Below are 17,708 nucleotides of genomic sequence, written 5' to 3' on the forward strand. Positions count from 1 at the left end.
CCGCGCCGCGACTCATGCCCCGTCGATGCGTTCGGTCAGCTGGCGGTCTCCGCGGTCGCCCGGGACTCGGCGTCGGCCTTCGCCGGCTCCGCCTTGGCCGGCGCGGCGGCCTGCTGCTGGGCCGGCACACCAGGCACGATCCCGGCCAGGCCGGAGAGCATCTGGCCGAGCTGCGAGGTGACCGCGTCCTTCTGGCGGGTGAGGTCCTCCACCTCGCGGCGGGCCGCCTGGGTGGTCAGGTCGGCCTCGGTGCGCGCCTCGGTGAGCAGCCGCTTCGCCTCGGCCTTGGCCTCGTTGAGGGTCTTCTCGGCCAACGCCTTGGCCTTGTCGACGGTGTCGTTGGCGGTGCGCTCGGACTCGACCCGGCGGGCCTCGGCGCGCTGCTCGATCTCCTTGGCCCGCTCCTGGGCGGCCCGCGCCCGCTGCTCGGCCTCGCCGACCAGCTTCTGGGTCTGCGCCACCTGGGCGGCGTGCCGCTCCGACTCCTCGCGCTCGGCCTTCTCCCGCCGCTCGGCGAGCTGCAGCTCCAGCGCCTGGAGGTCCTTGTCCCGCTTGTCGCGGGCGTCGGTGAGCAGCTTGGTCGCCTCGGCGCGCTTCTCCTCGGCCTCCCGCGCGGCCTTCGCCCGCTGCTGGGTGATCTCCCGCTCGGCGGTGGCACGCAGGGTGGCGACCTCCCGCTCGACGGTGGACTTCAGCTCGGCCACCTCGTGGGCGGTGACCGTACGCAGCTGCTTGGTCTCCCGGTCGGCGTCGGCGCGCAGCGTGTCGGCCTCCCGACGGGCCTGCACCCGGGCCTCGGCGGCCTCCCGCTCGGCGGCGGTGCGGACGGTGCCGGCCTCCCGCTCGGCGGTGGCCTTCATCGCGGCGGCCTCGGCGCGCGCCTTGTCGGTGATCTCCCGCGCCTCCAGCCGGGCAGCGGAGAGGATCCCTTCCGACTCGCGCTTGGCCTCGTTGCGGTGGTCGTTGGCCTGTTCCTCGGCCAGCCGGAGGATCTGCTCGACCCGGGTGCCGAGACCCGACAGGGTCGGCCGGCTGTTCTCCTCGAGCTGCTTGTTGGTGTCGGTGAGCTTCTGCTCAAGCGCGGCCTGCCGCTGCTCGGCCTGGCGGAGCCGACGCTGGGCGTCGTTCATCCGCTGCTCGGCCTCGGCGCGGGCCTGCTCCGACTGGGTCAGCGCGGCTGTCATCCGGCCGAGGAAGTCATCGACCTGGTGGGTGTTGTAGCCGCGCAGGCCCACCGTGAAGTCGGGCTGCGAGTTCGCGTTATCGAAGAACGCGAGAGGGGAGGACTGCTGCTGGGGCATTGGGACATACTTGCAGACCCCCCGGGGTCGTTCGCAAGAGCGGTGCCGAGCTTTCGTGTCCTCTTTACATGGTCCACCGGGTCGTACCGGCGGCCGACACCAAACGGCGATCTTGGCTGGTCCGGGCGGCCCCGCCGCCGCTACCGCCCGCTATCCCGGCAGCGCCCGACCTTTTCCCCGCCAACCCCGCAATGGCACCCCCGCACAATGCCCCCACCACCCCACGAAAAGCCACCCCCACCCCGGACCGCCCCACCCCGAACCGCCCCACCCCGGACCGCTCTGCCCCGGTGATCAAGAGGTTTGCGTCAAGTCTGGAGATCAAGATGACGCAAACCTCTTGATCAACACGGAGGGGCGGGGCGGGGGAGGGGGAAACCTCAGTGGGGGGTGTCGGCGGGTTGGACGAGTTCGATGAGGACGCCGCCGGCGGCCTTGGGGTGGACGAAGTTGACCCGGGAGTTGGCGGTGCCGCGCTTCGGGGTGTCGTAGAGCAGCCGTACGCCGCGGTCGCGCAGCGTCGCGCAGGCGGCGTCGATGTCGGCGACGGTGTAGGCGAGCTGTTGCAGTCCGGGGCCGTTACGGTCGAGGAACTTGGCGATGGTCGACTCCGGCGACAACGGGGCGAGCAGCTGCACGCAGCCGCCCTCGGCGGTCGGGCCGACCGCCATCATCGCCTCGCGTACGCCCTGCTCGGTGTTGGTCTCCTCGTGAATGCAGCGCATCCCGAAGGTGCGCTGATAGAAGTCGATCGCGGCGTCCAGGTCGGCCACCGCGACCCCGACGTGATCGATACGGCGCAGCCCGATGTCTGTGACGCAGTCGGCAGCGGGCTCGACGGGGGAGTTCTCAGCCATGCCGCTAGTCTGGCCGAACAGCCGTTAAGGCGTACAGCTCGGTACCCCCCTCGGAGGCAGACAGTGGCATCGGTCATCGTCAGCGGCGCGCGGACCCCGATGGGCCGGCTGCTGGGCAACCTGAAGGACCTCCCCGCGACGAAGCTCGGCGGCATCGCGATCAAGGCGGCGCTGGAGCGTGCCGGGGTCGCCCCGGACCAGGTGCAGTACGTGATCATGGGGCAGGTGCTCCAGGCCGGCACCGGGCAGATCCCGGCCCGGCAGGCGGGGGTGGAGGCCGGCATCCCGATGTCGGTGCCGGCGCTGAGCATCAACAAGGTGTGCCTCTCCGGCCTGGACGCGATCGCCCTGGCCGACCAGCTCATCCGGGCCGGCGAGTTCGACATCGTGGTGGCCGGTGGCATGGAGTCGATGACCAACGCCCCGCACCTGCTACTCGGCCAGCGCGCCGGCTACAAGTACGGTGACGTGACGGTCAAGGACCACATGGCCCACGACGGGCTCAGCGACGCCTGGGACTGCTGCTCGATGGGCGAGTCCACCGAGCGGCTCGGCGTACGGCACGGCATCACCCGCGAGGAGCAGGACGCGTTCGCGGCGACCAGCCACCAGCGGGCCGCCGCCGCCCAGAAGAACGGCCACTTCGCCGACGAGATCACCCCGGTGGTCATCCCGCAGCGCAAGGGCGACCCGCTGGTGATCAGCGAGGACGAGGGCATCCGGCCGGACACCACCGCCGAGTCGCTGGCCAAGCTGCGTCCCGCGTTCACCAAGGATGGCACGATCACCGCCGGCACCTCGTCGCCGATCTCGGACGGCGCGGCGGCCGTGGTCGTGATGAGCAAGGCCAAGGCGAACGAGCTGGGCCTGGCCTGGCTGGCCGAGGTCGGGGCGCACGGCAACGTGGCGGGCCCGGACAACTCCCTGCACTCGCAGCCGTCCAACGCCATCCAGCACGCCCTGAAGAAGGGCGGCCTGAGCATCGACGACCTCGACCTCATCGAGATCAACGAGGCGTTCGCCCAGGTCGGCATCCAGTCCGCGCGGGACCTCGGGGTCGGTGCCGACAAGATCAACGTCAACGGCGGCGCCATCGCGCTCGGCCACCCGATCGGCATGTCCGGTGCCCGGCTGGTGCTCACCCTCGCGTTGGAGCTGAAGCGGCGCGGCGGCGGAACCGGCGCGGCGGCGCTCTGCGGCGGCGGAGGTCAGGGCGACGCCCTGATCATCCACGTGCCGACCGACATCCAGGACTGACTGCCGGCCGGGTTTGCGAGCCCCGCGGTCGTGAGCGAAGGTGGCGCGGTGGCGAGCGTGAGGAGTGAGCGGGGTTTGCGAGCCCCGCAGTCGTGAGCGAAGGTGGCGCGGTGGCGAGCGTGAGGAGTGAGCGGGGTTTGCGAGCCCCGCAGTCGTGAGCGAAGGTGGCCCAGTGACTGTCGAGAACGCCCCCGCCCCGACCGCTGTCCCGGTTCGTCGCAGTCGGGACGTACCGATGCTGGTGAGCCGGGCGCGCGAGGGTGACGCCCGGGCGGTGGCCCGGCTGATCACCCTGGTCGAGTCCGGCGACGAGGTGCTGCCGCAGGTGGCGGCGGCGCTCGCGCCGTACGCCGGGCAGGCCCAGGTGGTCGGGTTGACCGGCTCTCCGGGGGTGGGCAAGTCGACCACCACCAACGAGCTGGTACGGGCGTTGCGGGCGGGCGGGCACCGGGTCGGGGTGCTGGCCATCGACCCGTCCAGCCCGTTCACCGGCGGGGCGATCCTCGGCGACCGGGTCCGGATGCAGGATCACGCCACCGACCCGGGGGTCTACATCAGGTCGATGTCCAGCCGGGGCCATCTCGGCGGGCTGTCGGCGGCGACGCCGCAGGCGGTCCGGGTGCTGGAGGGCGCCGGCTGCGACGTGGTGCTGGTGGAGACCGTCGGCGTCGGCCAGGCCGAGGTGGAGGTGGCGTCGCTCGCCGACACCACGCTGGTGCTGCTCGCCCCCGGCATGGGTGACGCGATCCAGGCGGTCAAGGCCGGCATCCTGGAGATCGCCGACGTCTTCGTGGTCAACAAGGCGGACCGGGACGGCGCGGACAACACCGTCCGCGACATCCAGGGCATGATCGCGCTGGGCGAGCGCGGGCCGGGGCAGTGGCGTCCGCAGGTGGTCCGGTCGGTCGCCGCACGCGGCGAGGGGATCGACGACATCGCCGCCGCGATCGACAAGCACCGGGCCTGGCTGGAGCAGCACGACGAGTTGCGCCGCCGCCGGGAGAAGCGGGCCGCCGCCGAGATCGAGGCGATCGCGCTGGGCACCCTGCGCGCCCGGATCGGTTCCCTGCGCGACGGTACGGAGCTGCCGACGCTCGCCGCGAAGGTGGCCGAGGGGGCGCTGGACCCGTACGCGGCGGCGGACGAGCTGTTGGCCCAGATCAGCTCCTGACCGGGCCTGCGGGCCGGACACCACCTGCCCCTTTCGGGCGGCGTATTGCTGCTCTTGAATGCCGCGATGTACGCGTGTATACAGGAACCACGAAACTGATCTCGGGCCCGGGCGCATTCTGCCGGCCGGGGCGCGGTCTCCGAACCGAGGAAGGGAAGGAATACCGTGACCAGGATCGGAACAATAGCCACCCGGCTCGGCGTCTCCGGCGCGCTCGTCGTCGGCGCGGTGTCGCTGACGTTGGCGACGACGACGGCCGCCGCGAGCGCAGGCTCGGTGAGCGGTGGTTGGTTCACCAACAGCACCTCCTGTTACCAGGCCGGCAGCAATGCGGTCGAGCTGCCGAATTCGCGGTACCACGACTACGCCTGCAACTATTCCGCCAGCCACAACCCGCACTGGCACCTGGTTCTCTACACCTGATCGGCACTGCGCCCGCGCGCAATGGGGACGGCCATTCCGCTGGCCGCCGGTGGTGTGTGGTCAGCCGGTCGGTTGCCGCAGGTACGGCTCCAGCAGCCCGCGCGCGAGCGAACGGGCCTTGGCCTCCCCGACACCGTTTTCGATCATGTGGGAGGCGGTGTAGACGATCGCCTGGATGAGTTCGGCGGTGCCGGCCGGGTCGGGTGCGCCGTGTTCGGCGAGGGCCTCGACGAGCGGAGCGCGTAGCTGTTCGTGGAGCCGACGGCTGGGTTCGGCGAGCGCTTCCGGGGAGGCGATCGCCGACAGTCCGCGAAAGACCGGGTGCTCGCCCTTGGCGACCAGGTGGAGGTTGGCCGCCACGTAGGCGAGGACCCGGTCGCCGGGGGTGGTGGCCCGGCGCATCCGCTGCGTCACGTACGTCGACCAGCGGGGGAGCAGGTCCACGATGACCGCGTCGAGCAGATCGGTACGGGAGTTGAAGTACTGGTAGACGCTCGGCCGCGCCAGGCCTGTCCGCGCGGCGACCGCGGCCAGGCTCGGCGCTTGCGACCCACCCTCGGCGAGGATCGACCGGGCGGCGTCCAGGATCGCCGCGCGTTGCCGGGCACGGTGCTCGGCGACGGTGGCTGCCTGGATCTTCGGCACCGGCGGATCCTTCGGTCAGGCTGGCGTGAGCTTCCCGTCAATCATCTCGTAACCGTGTCGCGTCCTGGTCGTGGGTGACCATGACGGTCGCGACACGGCGCTCCCGGGCCTCCCGGGCGAGCAGTTCGACGACCTCGTGGCTGCGTACCCGGTCCAGCGCGGCGGTGGGCTCGTCGACCAGCAGCCGGGGGTTGGTGACCAGGGCGCCGGCGATGCCCACCCGTTGGCGTTCGCCACCCGTCCTGCCCCTCGCCTGCCCCGGTGATCAAGAGGTTTGCGTCAGTTGATCAAGAGGTTTACGTCAGATTTCGGTCGGATCATGACGCAAACCTCTTGATCACCGAGACGCAGCGTGTGTCGGGGCGAGGTGCAGCGTGGGGTGGGGTGGGGGCGGGTGGGTTCCCTTAGTGATCGTTCAGGTTTTCGTTCTACACTCGGGGTTCGGTCGAGGACTCGAGGAGGAGCCCCGCGGATGGACGCTGACGAGATCGCCGCCGGACGGGCACGCTGGCAGGCCCGGTACGACGCCGCGCGCACGCGGGACGCGGACTTCACCACCCTGTCCGGCGTCACCGTGCAACCGGTGTACGGGCCCCCCGAGGGCACCGCGTACCCCGGGTTCGAGCGGATCGGCTGGCCGGGCGAGTTCCCGTACACCAGGGGGTTGCATCCGACCGGCTACCGGGGGCGGGCCTGGACGATCCGGCAGTTCGCCGGGTTCGGCAACGCCCGGCAGACCAACGAGCGGTACAAGATGATCCTCGGCGCGGGCGGCGGTGGGCTCTCCGTCGCGTTCGACATGCCGACCCTGATGGGGCGCGACTCCGACGACCCGCAGGCGCTCGGCGAGGTCGGCCACTGCGGGGTGGCGGTGGACTCCGCCGCCGACATGGAGGTGCTCTTCGACGGCATCGACCTGGCCGGCGTCACCACCTCGATGACCATCTCCGGGCCGGCGGTGCCGGTGTTCTGCATGTACCTGGTCGCCGCCGAGCGGCAGGGCGTCGACCTGTCCAAGCTGGACGGCACGTTGCAGACCGACATCTTCAAGGAGTACATCGCGCAGAAGGAGTGGCTGTTCGACCCCGAGCCGCACCTGCGCCTGATCGGCGACCTGATGGAGTACTGTGCCGCCGAGATCCCCCGCTACAAGCCGCTGTCGGTCTCCGGCTACCACATCCGCGAGGCCGGCGCGACCGCCGCGCAGGAGCTGGCGTACACCCTGGCCGACGGGTTCGGCTACGTCGAGCTGGGGCTCTCGCGCGGGCTGGACGTCAACGTCTTCGCCCCCGGGCTCAGCTTCTTCTTCGACGCGCACCTGGACTTCTTCGAGGAGATCGCCAAGTTCCGGGCCGCCCGCCGGATCTGGGCCCGCTGGTTGCGCGACGTCTACGGCGCGACCAGCGAGAAGGCCCTCTGGCTGCGGTTCCACACCCAGACCGCCGGGGTGTCGCTGACCGCGCAGCAGCCGGTCAACAACGTGGTACGCACCGCCGTGGAGGCCCTCGCGGCCGTGCTCGGCGGCACCAACTCGCTGCACACCAACGCCCTGGACGAGACCCTCGCCCTGCCCACCGACGAATCCGCCGAGATCGCCCTGCGCACCCAGCAGGTGCTGATGGAGGAGATCGGGGTGACCAACGTGGCCGACCCGCTCGGCGGCTCCTGGTACGTCGAGGCGCTCACCGACGCCATCGAGGCCGAGGCGGAGGAGATCTTCGCCCGGATTCGGCAGCTCGGCGGCGACGGCCCGCACCGGATCGGCCCGATGACCTCCGGCATCCTGCGCGGCATCGAGGACGGCTGGTTCACCGGCCACATCGCCGAGTCGGCCTTCACCTACCAGCAGGCCCTGGAGAAGGGCGACAAGAAGATCGTCGGGGTCAACTGTCACACCGGCACGGTCGCCAAGGAGTTGGAGATCCTGCGCATCTCGCACGAGGTGGAGCTGGAGCAGCGTCGGGTCCTCGCCGAGCGCAAGGCCGCCCGTGACGACGCCGCGGTGACGGCGGCGGTGACCCGCATGGTCGAGGTCAGCCGCACCGGCGGCAACATGATCCCGCCCATGCTCGACGCCGTCCGCGCCGAAGCCACCCTGGGCGAAATCTGCGACGCCCTACGCGCCGAATGGGGCACCTACCGCGAACCCCCCCGCTTCTAACCCCCACCCCCCACCCCCCACCCCCCACCCCCCACCCCCCACCCCCCACCCCCAACCCCCCACCCCCACCCCCCACCCCCGTCGATCATGGAGTTGTGGTGATGGCAGAGCCCCACAAATGGGGCGCTACGCCCACCACAACTCCATGATCGACCGGGTGGAGGGCGGGCGCGGGGGCGCGGGGGTGGCGGGGGGAGGAACGGGAGGTGAGAGTGGCAACTGTGGGCGTTGTGGCTGAGCCGGGGACGGTGGGGATCGTGCGAGACTAGGTAACCATGAGCGACCCACGGATCACCTCGTCGATCTTCACCCGCGGCGCGGTCGACCTCAGCGCGCTGCGCGGCACCGCCCCGGCCAGTTCCCGTCCCGCCACACCGAGCCAGACCGGTGCACCCACCGGCGCACCTGGCGGTCCCGCCACAGGTGGCGGTGCCGCCGTGCTCGACGTGACCGAGGCGAACATCCAGTCCGGGGTGCTCGAACGGTCCATGACCACACCCGTGGTGGTCTTCTTCGGCGCGGCCGGCTACCCGGACAGCGACCAGTTCGCCCCGGTGCTGGAGCGGTTGGCCGCCGAGGGCGCCGGCCAGTGGGTCCTGGCCCGGGTCGACGTCCAGGAGAATCCCCGGATCGCGCAGATGTTCCAGATCCAGGCGATCCCCACCGTCTACGCGGTGGTCGGCGGGCGGCCGATCGACGCCTTCCCCGGGGTGATCCCCGAGCCACAGCTGCGTCAGTGGCTCGCCGCCGTGCTCAAGGCCGGTGGCGTCACCGTCGCCGAACCGGAGGACCCGCGCCTCGACGAGGCCGACGACGCGTTGATGAGCGGCGACCTCGACGCCGCCGAGCAGGCGTACCGCAAGATCCTCGCCGAGTCCCCGGCGGACGCCGCCGCCGAGGCCGGCCTGGCCCAGGTCGGGGTGGCCCGGCGGGTCGCCGGTGCCGACCCGCAGACCGCCCTCGCCGCCGCGCAGGCCAACCCCGACGACGTCGAGGCCCAGCTCCTCGCCGCCGACATCGAGGTGCTCAGCGGCATGGCCGAGCAGGCGTACGAACGGCTGGTCGGGCTGGTCCGGCGGACCGCCGGTGACGACCGGGACCGGGCCCGGCAACACCTGGTCTCGCTGTTCAGCATCGCCGGCCCGGACGACCCCGCCGTGGCCTCCGCCCGTCGCGCCCTGGCCAGCGCCCTGTTCTGATCCCCTGACATCACCGCGCGGGCCGGCCACCCGGCCGGCCCGCCGACCATCGAGGACGGGAGCCTGTGATGCGCCGAATCGCCGTCCTCGACGCGCCGACCAACCTGGGTCTGCGCCCACCCACCGCCACCTCCGTCCCCGGCTGCGGCAAGGCCCCCGGGGCGCTACGGGACCACGGCCTGCTCGCCCGGCTCGGGGCCCGCGACGCCGGCTGCCTCACCGCCCCCCGGTACGACCCGGGCGACTGGCGGCCCGGCGACGGGGTCTGTCACGCCCGGGAGATCTCCGGCTACTCGACGGCGCTGGCCGACCGGATCGGCGCGATCATCGACCGGGGTGAGTTCCCCCTGGTCCTCGGCGGGGACTGTTCGGTGCTGCTCGGCTCGGCGCTGGCCATGCACCGGCTCGGCGAGGCGGTCGGCGGGCGGATCGGGCTGGTCTTCGTCGACGGCCACTCCGACTTCCGGCACCCCGGCAACGCCTCCTACGTCGGTGCGGCGGCCGGCGAGGACCTCGCCCTGGTGACCGGGCGCGGGCAGGCCGACCTGGCCGCGATCGAGGGGCGTCGACCGTACTTCCGGGACATCGACGTGGTGGTGCTCGGCATCCGGGCGCAGGACGAGTACCGGCTCGACCTCCAGGCCGCCGGGATCATCACCCGGCCGGTGCCGGCCCTGCGCGCCGAGGGGGCCGCCCGCAGCGCCCAGTGGGCGCACGAGCAGCTGGCCGACTGCGCCGGCTACTGGGTGCACATCGACGTGGACGTGCTCGACCCGGCGGTGATGCCGGCCGTGGACGCCCCCGACCCGGGCGGGATCGCCTTCGCCGAGCTGGAGATCCTGCTCGCCGGGCTGGTGGACACCCCGCACTGCCTGGGCGTCGAGCTGACCGTCTTCGACCCCGACTACGACCCGGATGGCGCGTACGCCGCCGAGATCGTCAACACGGTCGTCGCCGGGCTGGCCCCGGTCGTGGCCCCGGACGCCGTCGCGCCCCGGCTGCTGCCACCCCAGCCGCACCATGCCGGGCCCGACCCGGTCGACGCACCGGGCCGCGCCGAGGAACCGGTCGCCTGACCGTGCCCCGGCCCGCCTGACCCCGCAACGGGGCCGATGTGGCGTGGTCCCGGGATACCGCTACGTCGCCCCCGTCGAGCGCGAGACCGGGCGCAAGGGCCGAACGCCGAGACCGGAGACCGGACGCCGAGACCGGAGGGCGGGTGGGGGAGGGGCGTCAGCGGAGGGCGCGGAGGAAGCGTTCGGCGATCGGGACGGCGCTGGCCGTACTCGATCCGCCCTGCTCGACGAAGACGGCGAACGCGACGTCGCCACGCCATCCGACGAACCAGGCATGGGTGTGCGCCGGGTCGTCGTCGTACTCGGCGGTGCCGGTCTTGCCGTACACCTGGCCACCCGGCACGTCGGCCAACGCCTTGGCGGTCCCGGCGGTGACCACCTCGCGCATCATCGTCTTCAGCGCCGCCACCGACTCGGCCCGCAGCGGCGGACCGGCCGCGGCGGGCGCGGCAGGGGCCGGGTCGAGCACCAGTTTCGGCTGCTCGAAGCGGCCCCGGGCGACGGCGGCGGTCACTCCCGCCATGGCCAGCGGGCTGACCACGGTGGTGCCCTGGCCGATCGCGGCGGCGGCCTGCTCGGTCGGCCCGCCGCCGGTGGAGACCTTGCCGGTGAAGACGTCCGCGCCGAGGTCCCACGAGCCCTCCAAGCCGAGGGTACGACCGGTGGCGGCCAGCCCGTCCGGGCCGAGTTGCGGGGCCAGCGCGACGAACGCGGTGTTGCAGGACTTCGCGAAGTCGGTGCGGAACGGCACCTTGCCCAGTACGAAGTCGTCGGAGTTCTTGAACGCGCGGCCGTCCACCACGCTGGTCCTGGGACAGTCGATGATGGTCTGCGGGGTGACCGCCCCCTTGTCCAGCAGGGCCAGGGCGCTGACCGTCTTGAACGTGGAGCCCGGCGGCACCTGGGCGGTGAAGGCCAGGTTCTCCCCGGCCGCCCCGGGGCCGTTGGCGGCGGCGAGCACCGCGCCGTCGCTGACCCGCACCGCCACCAGGGCCGAGCGTCGCTTCTCGCCCCGCAACGCACCGTCGGCGGCGTTCTGGGTGGCCACGTCGAGGCTGGTGCGGACCGGCTGGCCGGGGCCCGGCTCGTGCCGGAACGCCTCGGTGACGACGGTGCTGCCACCCTCGGGGGTGGGCCGGCGGATCTCCACGGTGGTGCCGGGGGTGCCGCGCAGCCGCTCGTCGTAGCGGCCCTGGAGGCCGCCGTGGCCGACCAGGTCGCCCTTGGTGTACCGGTCGGGGTGGGCGGCGAGGTCGTCGGCCTGTGCCGGGTCGACCGTGCCGAGCAGGGCGCGGGCGAACTCCCTGGTCGGCGCCAGGTCGAGCTTCTCGGCCCGGAACTTCGTCCCCGGCAGGTCGTAGATCCGGGAACGGATCTGCCGGTAGGCCTCGTCCCGCAACGTCACCACCTCGACGAACGCGTCCGGATCGGCGTCGCGGAGCCGCTGCGGCAGGTCGGCCAGGTCGACCGGGGGGCTGATCGGCGGCCGGACCGCCCGGAATGCCGCGTCGAGCCGCCCCACCAGCGCCGCGACGTCCGGGATCTCGCCGGGTTGCAGTCCGATCCGGACGACCGGCCGGGGCGTCACGATCGGCTGTCCCGCGCCGTCGAGCAGCCCGGCCCGGGGCGCGGCGGTCCGCCGCAGCGTCAACCGGTCGCCCCTGGTCAGTTGCTCGTGCAGCACCTGCGGTTCCCAGATCACCTGCCACCGGTCGTCGCCGGCGTTCTGCCGCAACCGGACCGGCCGCTGGTAGGCCCAGTCCGCCCCGCCCGGCAGCGTCCACCGGATGTCGACCGTGGTGGTGGCGAGGTTCTTGGTGACCTCTGCCTCCCCGACGCGCCGCAGGGCGGGTGGGGTGGCGGCGAGGTCGCCGGAGAGGGCCTTGAGTTCCTCGACGACGGTGCCGGCGGGCACTCTCGTCCCGGTCGGGTCGACGAAGCCCACCTTGTCCAGATTGCCGGAGCGCCAGCCGGTGAGGAACGCGTCCACGCTGCCCGCCAGCCCGTCGTCGGTGGAGCAGCCGACGAGGGCGCCGGCCGCCAGCACGGTGGCGGCCAGGGCCGCGAGTCCCCGTCGCAGGGGCGTGCCGGGGTGGCGGTAGGGGTACGACAGGGGCATGGAGCTGCACCTTCCGGACGGCGGGCTGCCCTGCACGCTAGTACGCCGTCGCCGCCCGTACCGCCCCGCGCGGTCGTCGGGGCCGCCCGGCCAGGCCGTACGCGGGCGTGGACCGACCGCCGTGACCACAGCGGGTCGGCCCCGGCGGGCGGCCCGAAGTGGTGGACCCACAGGTGTGATGAACATCCCGAGGCGGGGTACTCGGCACCCGGCCGATCGGGCATCTGCCACGGATGCCAGGCCAGAGTCTCGAACCGGGACGTCCCACCCCTGGTCCACCGACCGAGGCACGAAGCGGCAGGGCCTATGGTGGGGCGGCAGAGTGACCCACAACGCGGTGGGTCGTCGAGGGGAGTGGCACCGATGGACCGGCGTCCGGCGATCAAACCGGTACCCGACCTCCGGCAGAGCGACACCGGCCGGGACGACAGCTTCGATTCGGCGACCGACGGGGACAGCCCGCCGATCGACGGGGACGGCTACGGCCGACTCGACACCGGCGTGACCGGGATGACCGGTTCGAGCATCGACACCCTCTACGACCTGGGCCTTCCGGTGGAGGCGCTCGGCGAGGACGTGGAGGACGCCGAACTCGACGAGCCGGTGCCCAACGCGGAACGCCTGGTGGCGCAGGCGGTGGCGCTGGCCGGTGACGACCACGACGCGGCGACCCTGGTGGGCCGGTTCTGGCGGTTCGCGCCGGACGAGGAGCTGATCGGGTTCACCGCCGAGGAGATGCTCGACGCCGCGCGGGCCCACCGGGACCTCGCCCAGCAGCGGGTGCCGGGCGAGCTGAAGCTGCGTATCCTGCCCCCCGACGCCGACCAGCACCACACCGTCGTCGAGATCGTCACCGACGACATGCCGTTCCTGGTCGACTCGGTGACCGCCCTGCTCAACGCCCACCACCTCGACGTACACCTGCTGGTCCACCCGCTGGTGGTGGTCCGGCGGGAGCCGCTGGGCCGGCTGACCGAGGTCTCCGCCGACGTGGAGCCGGACGACGCGATCGCCGGCGACCTGGTGGAGAGCTGGATGCGGATCGAGATCGATCCGGTCCGCGACGCCGACCAGCGGGACCAGTTGCGCCGCGAGTTGCAGCGGGTGCTCACCGACGTGCGGGAAGCCGTCGAGGACTGGCCGAAGATGCGCCAGCGGGCCCTGGCGCTCGCCGACGAACTGGCCTCGGCCCGGACGGCGGACGACCGCCCGCCGGTGCCGGAGAAGGACATCACCGACTCGGTGGAGCTGCTGCGCTGGCTGGCCCACGACCACTTCACCTTCCTCGGTTACCGGGAGTACCGGCTGGTCGACTCCGGTGGGCAGGGCGGCCCGGCGTTGGAGGCGGTGCTCGGCACCGGGCTGGGCATCCTGCGGTCGGACTCGCCCGAGGCGCGGGCGCTGTCGTCGATGACGCCGGAGGCGCACGAGAAGGTGATGGAGAAGCGGCTGCTGATCATCACCAAGGCCAACTCGCGGGCCACCGTGCACCGTTCGGCCTACCTGGACTACATCGGCTTCAAGATCTTCGACTCCTCCGGTGCGGTGGTCGGCGAACGGCGGTTCCTCGGCCTGTTCTCCACCGCGGCGTACCGGACCAGCGTGCGGGAGCTGCCGGTGGTCCGCCGCAAGGTGGCCGAGGTGTTGGACCGCTCCGGGTTGAGCCAGCGCAGCCACTCCGGCAAGGACCTGCTCCAGATCCTGGAGACCTACCCGCGCGACGAGCTGTTCCAGATCAAGACCGACGACCTGTACCACGCGGTGGTCGGCGTGCTGCGGATGGCCGGCCGCCGGCAGCTGCGGGTGTTCCTGCGCCGCGACGCGTACGGGCGGTTCATCTCCTGCCTGATCTATCTGCCCCGGGACCGGTTCACCACCCAGAACCGGCTGCGCATGCAGGACATCCTGCTGCGGGAGCTGAACGGGGTCGGGGTGGACTACACCACCCGGGTCACCGAGTCGATGCTGGCCCGGGTGCACTTCATCGTCCGCACCGACCCCAACCGGCCGCCCGGCGAGATCGACGCCGACCTGCTCGCCGAGGAGCTGGCCGACGCCACCCGGCTCTGGGACGACGACTACCGGCTGGTGCTGGAACGCAAGCTCGGCGACGAGCAGTCCAAGCGCCTGTTCACCAGGTACGCCGACGCGTTCCCGGAGGGCTACAAGGACACCCACACGCCGTACGAGGCGATGAAGGACCTGGCCAAGCTGGAGCTGCTGGAGGAGCCCGGCCAGCTGGAGATGCACCTGTTCCGCAAGCAGTGGGCGTCCCGGGCCGGGCAGCCGGCCGACGAGGCGATGGACGTCCGGTTCAAGGTCTACCGGTACGGCGAGCCGATGATGCTCTCCGCCGTGCTGCCGGTGCTGCACTCGCTGGGCGTCCGGGTGGTCGACGAGCACCCGTACGAGGTGGACCGGATCGACGGCCGGGTCTTCCTGTACGACTTCGGGCTGCGCCTGCCCGAGGGGCACCAGGAGCTGGCCGAGGTGCGCCCGCACGTGGAGAACGCCTTCGCCGCCGCCTGGCGGGGCGAGGCCGAGGTGGACGGTTTCAACGAGCTGGTCCTGCGCGGTGGCCTGACCTGGCGGCAGGTGGTGGTGCTGCGGGCGTACGCGAAGTACCTGCGGCAGACCGGGGCGGTCTTCTCCCAGGAGTACATGGAGCAGACCTTCATCGCCTACCCGCGGATCGCGGCGCTGCTGGTGGAACTGTTCGAGGTGCGGTTCGCCCCGGACGGGCGCGAGGCGGAGCAGCGCCGGGAACGCAGCGCCGAGCTGGTCGACGCGATCGGCGTCGCCCTGGACGACGTGGCCAGCCTCGACCAGGACCGCATCCTGCGCGCCTACCTGACGCTGATCCAGGCCACCCTGCGGACCAGTTTCTACCAGAAGCGCGCCGACGGGCGGCCCAAGCCGTACGTGGCGTTCAAGCTGGACCCGCAGGCCATCCCGGACCTGCCGGCGCCCCGGCCCAAGTTCGAGATCTTCGTGTACTCGCCCCGGTTCGAGGGCGTGCACCTGCGCTACGGGCCGGTGGCCCGGGGCGGGCTGCGCTGGTCCGACCGGCGGGAGGACTTCCGGACCGAGGTGCTCGGCCTGGTCAAGGCGCAGATGGTGAAGAACGCGGTGATCGTGCCGGTCGGTGCCAAGGGCGGCTTCGTGCTCAAGCAGAAGCCGGGGGACCGGGACGAGGCGGTCGCCTGCTACCAGGAGTTCGTCGGCGCGATGCTCGACGTCACCGACAACATCGTCTCCGGTGACATCGTGCCGCCGACCGACGTGGTGCGGCACGACCCCGACGACCCGTACCTGGTGGTGGCGGCGGACAAGGGCACCGCCACGTTCTCCGACATCGCCAACCAGATCTCGGCGGCGCAGGGCTTCTGGCTGGGCGACGCGTTCGCCTCCGGCGGCTCCGCCGGCTACGACCACAAGAAGATGGGCATCACCGCCCGGGGCGCCTGGGAGTCGGTCAAGCGGCACTTCCGCGAGCTGGGCCACGACACCCAGACGGCCGACTTCACCGTGGTCGGCGTCGGCGACATGTCGGGCGACGTGTTCGGCAACGGGATGCTGCTCTCCGAGCACATCCGGCTGGTGGCCGCGTTCGACCACCGGCACATCTTCCTCGACCCGGACCCGGACGCCGCGACGTCGTTCCAGGAGCGCAAGCGCCTGTTCGACCTCCCCCGGTCGTCGTGGGAGGACTACGACCCGAAGCTGATCTCCGAAGGTGGCGGGATCTTCCCGCGCGGGGCCAAGTCGATCCCGATCACCCCGCAGGTGCGGGCGGCCATCGGCCTGGACGACGACGTCACCCAGCTCAGCCCGGCGGAGCTGATGAAGGCGATCCTCACCGCACCGGTGGACCTGTTCTGGAACGGCGGCATCGGCACCTACGTGAAGGCGTCCAGCCAGACCAACGCCGAGGTGGGCGACAAGTCCAACGACGCGATCCGGGTGGACGGCAAGAACCTGCGCTGCCGGGTCGTCGGCGAGGGCGGCAACCTGGGCTGCACCCAGCTCGGCCGGATCGAGTACGCGTCCACCGGCGGCCGGATCTACACCGACTTCATCGACAACGCGGCCGGGGTGGACTGCTCCGACCACGAGGTGAACATCAAGATCCTGCTCAACACGGCGGTCGCCGACGGCGCGCTGGACGTGCCCGCCCGCGACGAACTGCTCGCCCAGATGACCGACGAGGTCGCCGAACTGGTGCTGCGGGACAACTACGACCAGGCACGGGCGATCAACAACTCGCAGGCCCAGGCCGCCTCGCTGCTGCCGGTGCACCGCCGGATGATCAGCGAACTGGAGCGGGCCGGCCAGCTCGACCGGGCGCTGGAGGCGCTGCCCCCGGACGAGGAGCTGGCGGTACGCACCGAGTCCGGGCTGACCGCGCCGGAGTTCGCGGTGCTCCTCGCGTACGTCAAGATCGTGCTGGAGCGGGAGATCCTGGCCGAGGGGCTCGCGGACGAGGAGTGGACGACCGACGTCCTGGTCAACTACTTCCCGACGCCGATGCGCGAACGGTTCGCCGACCGGATGGCCCAGCACCGGCTGCGCCGGGACATCGTCACCACGGTCCTGGTCAACGAGGCGATCAACCGGGGCGGCATCTCGTTCGTGTTCCGGGTCGTCGAGGAGACGGCCGCGTCGGCGGCCGACGTGATCCGGGCGTACGTGGTGGTCCGGGAGGTCTTCGGGCTGCGCGAGCTGTGGGACGCGGTCGAGGCGCTGGACAACCGGGTCCCGCCGGAGTTGCAGACCAGCGTCTACCTGGACACCCGCCGGCTGCTCGACCGGGCCGTCCGGTGGCTGGTGACCAACCGGCGCTCGCCGATCGACGTGCCCGCCGAGATCGAGCGGCTCCGCGACGGGGTGGCCCGGTTGCTTCCCGACCTCCAGGACCGGTTCCACGGCAGCGAGCGGGAGTCGTTGCAGGCGCACGTCGACGCGATGACCGCCCGGGGGCTGCCGGCCGAGCTGGCCGGGCGGGCGACCCGGCTGATGTACAGCTTCGGTCTGCTGGACGTGGTGGAGACGGCGCGGACCAGTGGCCGCGACGTCGGCGAGGTGGCCTCGGTCTACTTCGTGCTCTCCGACCGGTTCCGGGTGGACTCGCTGCTGTCGAAGATCTCCCTGCTGCCGCGCGAGGACCGCTGGCAGACGTTGGCCCGGATGGCGCTGCGCTACGACCTGTACGCCGCGCTGGCCGCGCTCACCGGGGAGGTGCTCGACTCCACCCCGGGTGACCTGCCGCCGCAGGAGCGGGTGCTCCAGTGGGAGCAGTCGAACGCCACCTCGATCCACCGGGCGCACCGGGCGATGGGGGAGTTCGACGAGTCGCGGGCGGACCTCGCCTCGCTGTCGGTGCTGCTACGGCAGATCCGTACCCTGGTGCGGACGTCCGCCGCCGCCTGACCGTACGCCGATCGCGCCCGTGCCGGGACCCCCGGCACGGGCGCGATCGTGTGGTGGCCGGTCGCGGGC

At 72.1% G+C, this 17,708-nt stretch carries 11 protein-coding genes and 1 pseudogene; 7 read left to right on the plus strand and 5 right to left on the minus strand.

What is annotated here, in order from left to right:
* Positions 1-35: 35 nt before the first annotated feature.
* The gene (locus tag ACWCHM_RS02240; protein WP_088642764.1) at positions 36-1,301 is read right to left on the minus strand and encodes a DivIVA domain-containing protein; all 1,266 of its coding nucleotides are present in this window, start codon (positions 1,299-1,301) and stop codon (positions 36-38) included.
* Positions 1,302-1,681: 380 nt separating this feature from the next.
* Positions 1,682-2,158: a methylmalonyl-CoA epimerase gene (mce, locus tag ACWCHM_RS02245; protein WP_204958020.1), complete on the minus strand. Its 477-nt coding sequence runs from the start codon at positions 2,156-2,158 to the stop codon at positions 1,682-1,684.
* A gap of 63 nt (positions 2,159-2,221) precedes the next feature.
* On the opposite strand from mce, the gene ACWCHM_RS02250 reads away from it, so the two are divergent.
* From ACWCHM_RS02250 to ACWCHM_RS02260, 3 genes are all read left to right on the plus strand, one after another.
* Positions 2,222-3,415, plus strand: a complete 1,194-nt coding sequence (locus tag ACWCHM_RS02250) for an acetyl-CoA C-acetyltransferase (protein WP_454221373.1) — start codon at positions 2,222-2,224, stop codon at positions 3,413-3,415.
* Between the two features lie 235 nt (positions 3,416-3,650).
* Complete coding sequence (gene meaB, locus ACWCHM_RS02255) at positions 3,651-4,586, plus strand: methylmalonyl Co-A mutase-associated GTPase MeaB (RefSeq protein ID WP_239485213.1); 936 nt, start codon at positions 3,651-3,653, stop codon at positions 4,584-4,586.
* Positions 4,587-4,751: 165 nt separating this feature from the next.
* The gene (locus ACWCHM_RS02260; protein WP_204958023.1) at positions 4,752-5,009 is read left to right on the plus strand and encodes a hypothetical protein; all 258 of its coding nucleotides are present in this window, start codon (positions 4,752-4,754) and stop codon (positions 5,007-5,009) included.
* 60 nt (positions 5,010-5,069) lie between these two features.
* Here the strand turns inward: ACWCHM_RS02260 and ACWCHM_RS02265 are convergent, their stop codons facing one another.
* Both ACWCHM_RS02265 and ACWCHM_RS02270 read right to left on the minus strand, forming a co-directional pair.
* On the minus strand, positions 5,070-5,654 hold the full coding sequence (locus ACWCHM_RS02265) for a TetR/AcrR family transcriptional regulator (RefSeq protein ID WP_454221374.1): 585 nt from the start codon (positions 5,652-5,654) through the stop codon (positions 5,070-5,072).
* A 37-nt stretch (positions 5,655-5,691) separates the two neighbouring features.
* On the minus strand, positions 5,692-5,874 hold the full coding sequence (locus tag ACWCHM_RS02270; protein WP_454221375.1) for a hypothetical protein: 183 nt from the start codon (positions 5,872-5,874) through the stop codon (positions 5,692-5,694).
* Positions 5,875-6,126: 252 nt separating this feature from the next.
* Here ACWCHM_RS02270 and ACWCHM_RS02275 point away from each other — a divergent pair, with 252 nt between their 5' ends.
* The 3 genes and pseudogenes from ACWCHM_RS02275 to ACWCHM_RS02285 form a co-directional block, all read left to right on the plus strand.
* A complete protein-coding gene (locus tag ACWCHM_RS02275; protein WP_454221376.1) occupies positions 6,127-7,815 on the plus strand; it encodes an acyl-CoA mutase large subunit family protein in 1,689 nt (562 codons plus the stop codon).
* A 275-nt stretch (positions 7,816-8,090) separates the two neighbouring features.
* On the plus strand, positions 8,091-9,014 hold the full coding sequence (locus tag ACWCHM_RS02280; protein WP_204958026.1) for a tetratricopeptide repeat protein: 924 nt from the start codon (positions 8,091-8,093) through the stop codon (positions 9,012-9,014).
* Positions 9,015-9,079: 65 nt separating this feature from the next.
* Positions 9,080-10,015: pseudogene (locus tag ACWCHM_RS02285) on the plus strand (arginase family protein); the annotation flags it as partial.
* A gap of 232 nt (positions 10,016-10,247) precedes the next feature.
* On the opposite strand, the gene ACWCHM_RS02290 reads toward ACWCHM_RS02285, so the two are convergent.
* Complete coding sequence (locus ACWCHM_RS02290; RefSeq protein ID WP_454221377.1) at positions 10,248-12,209, minus strand: penicillin-binding transpeptidase domain-containing protein; 1,962 nt, start codon at positions 12,207-12,209, stop codon at positions 10,248-10,250.
* Between the two features lie 363 nt (positions 12,210-12,572).
* Here ACWCHM_RS02290 and ACWCHM_RS02295 point away from each other — a divergent pair, with 363 nt between their 5' ends.
* Positions 12,573-17,639, plus strand: coding sequence for an NAD-glutamate dehydrogenase (locus ACWCHM_RS02295; protein ID WP_454221378.1), 5,067 nt, complete (start codon positions 12,573-12,575; stop codon positions 17,637-17,639).
* The last annotated feature ends 69 nt before the right edge of the window (positions 17,640-17,708 follow it).

It is taken from the genome of Micromonospora sp. SCSIO 07396 (assembly GCF_053667945.1).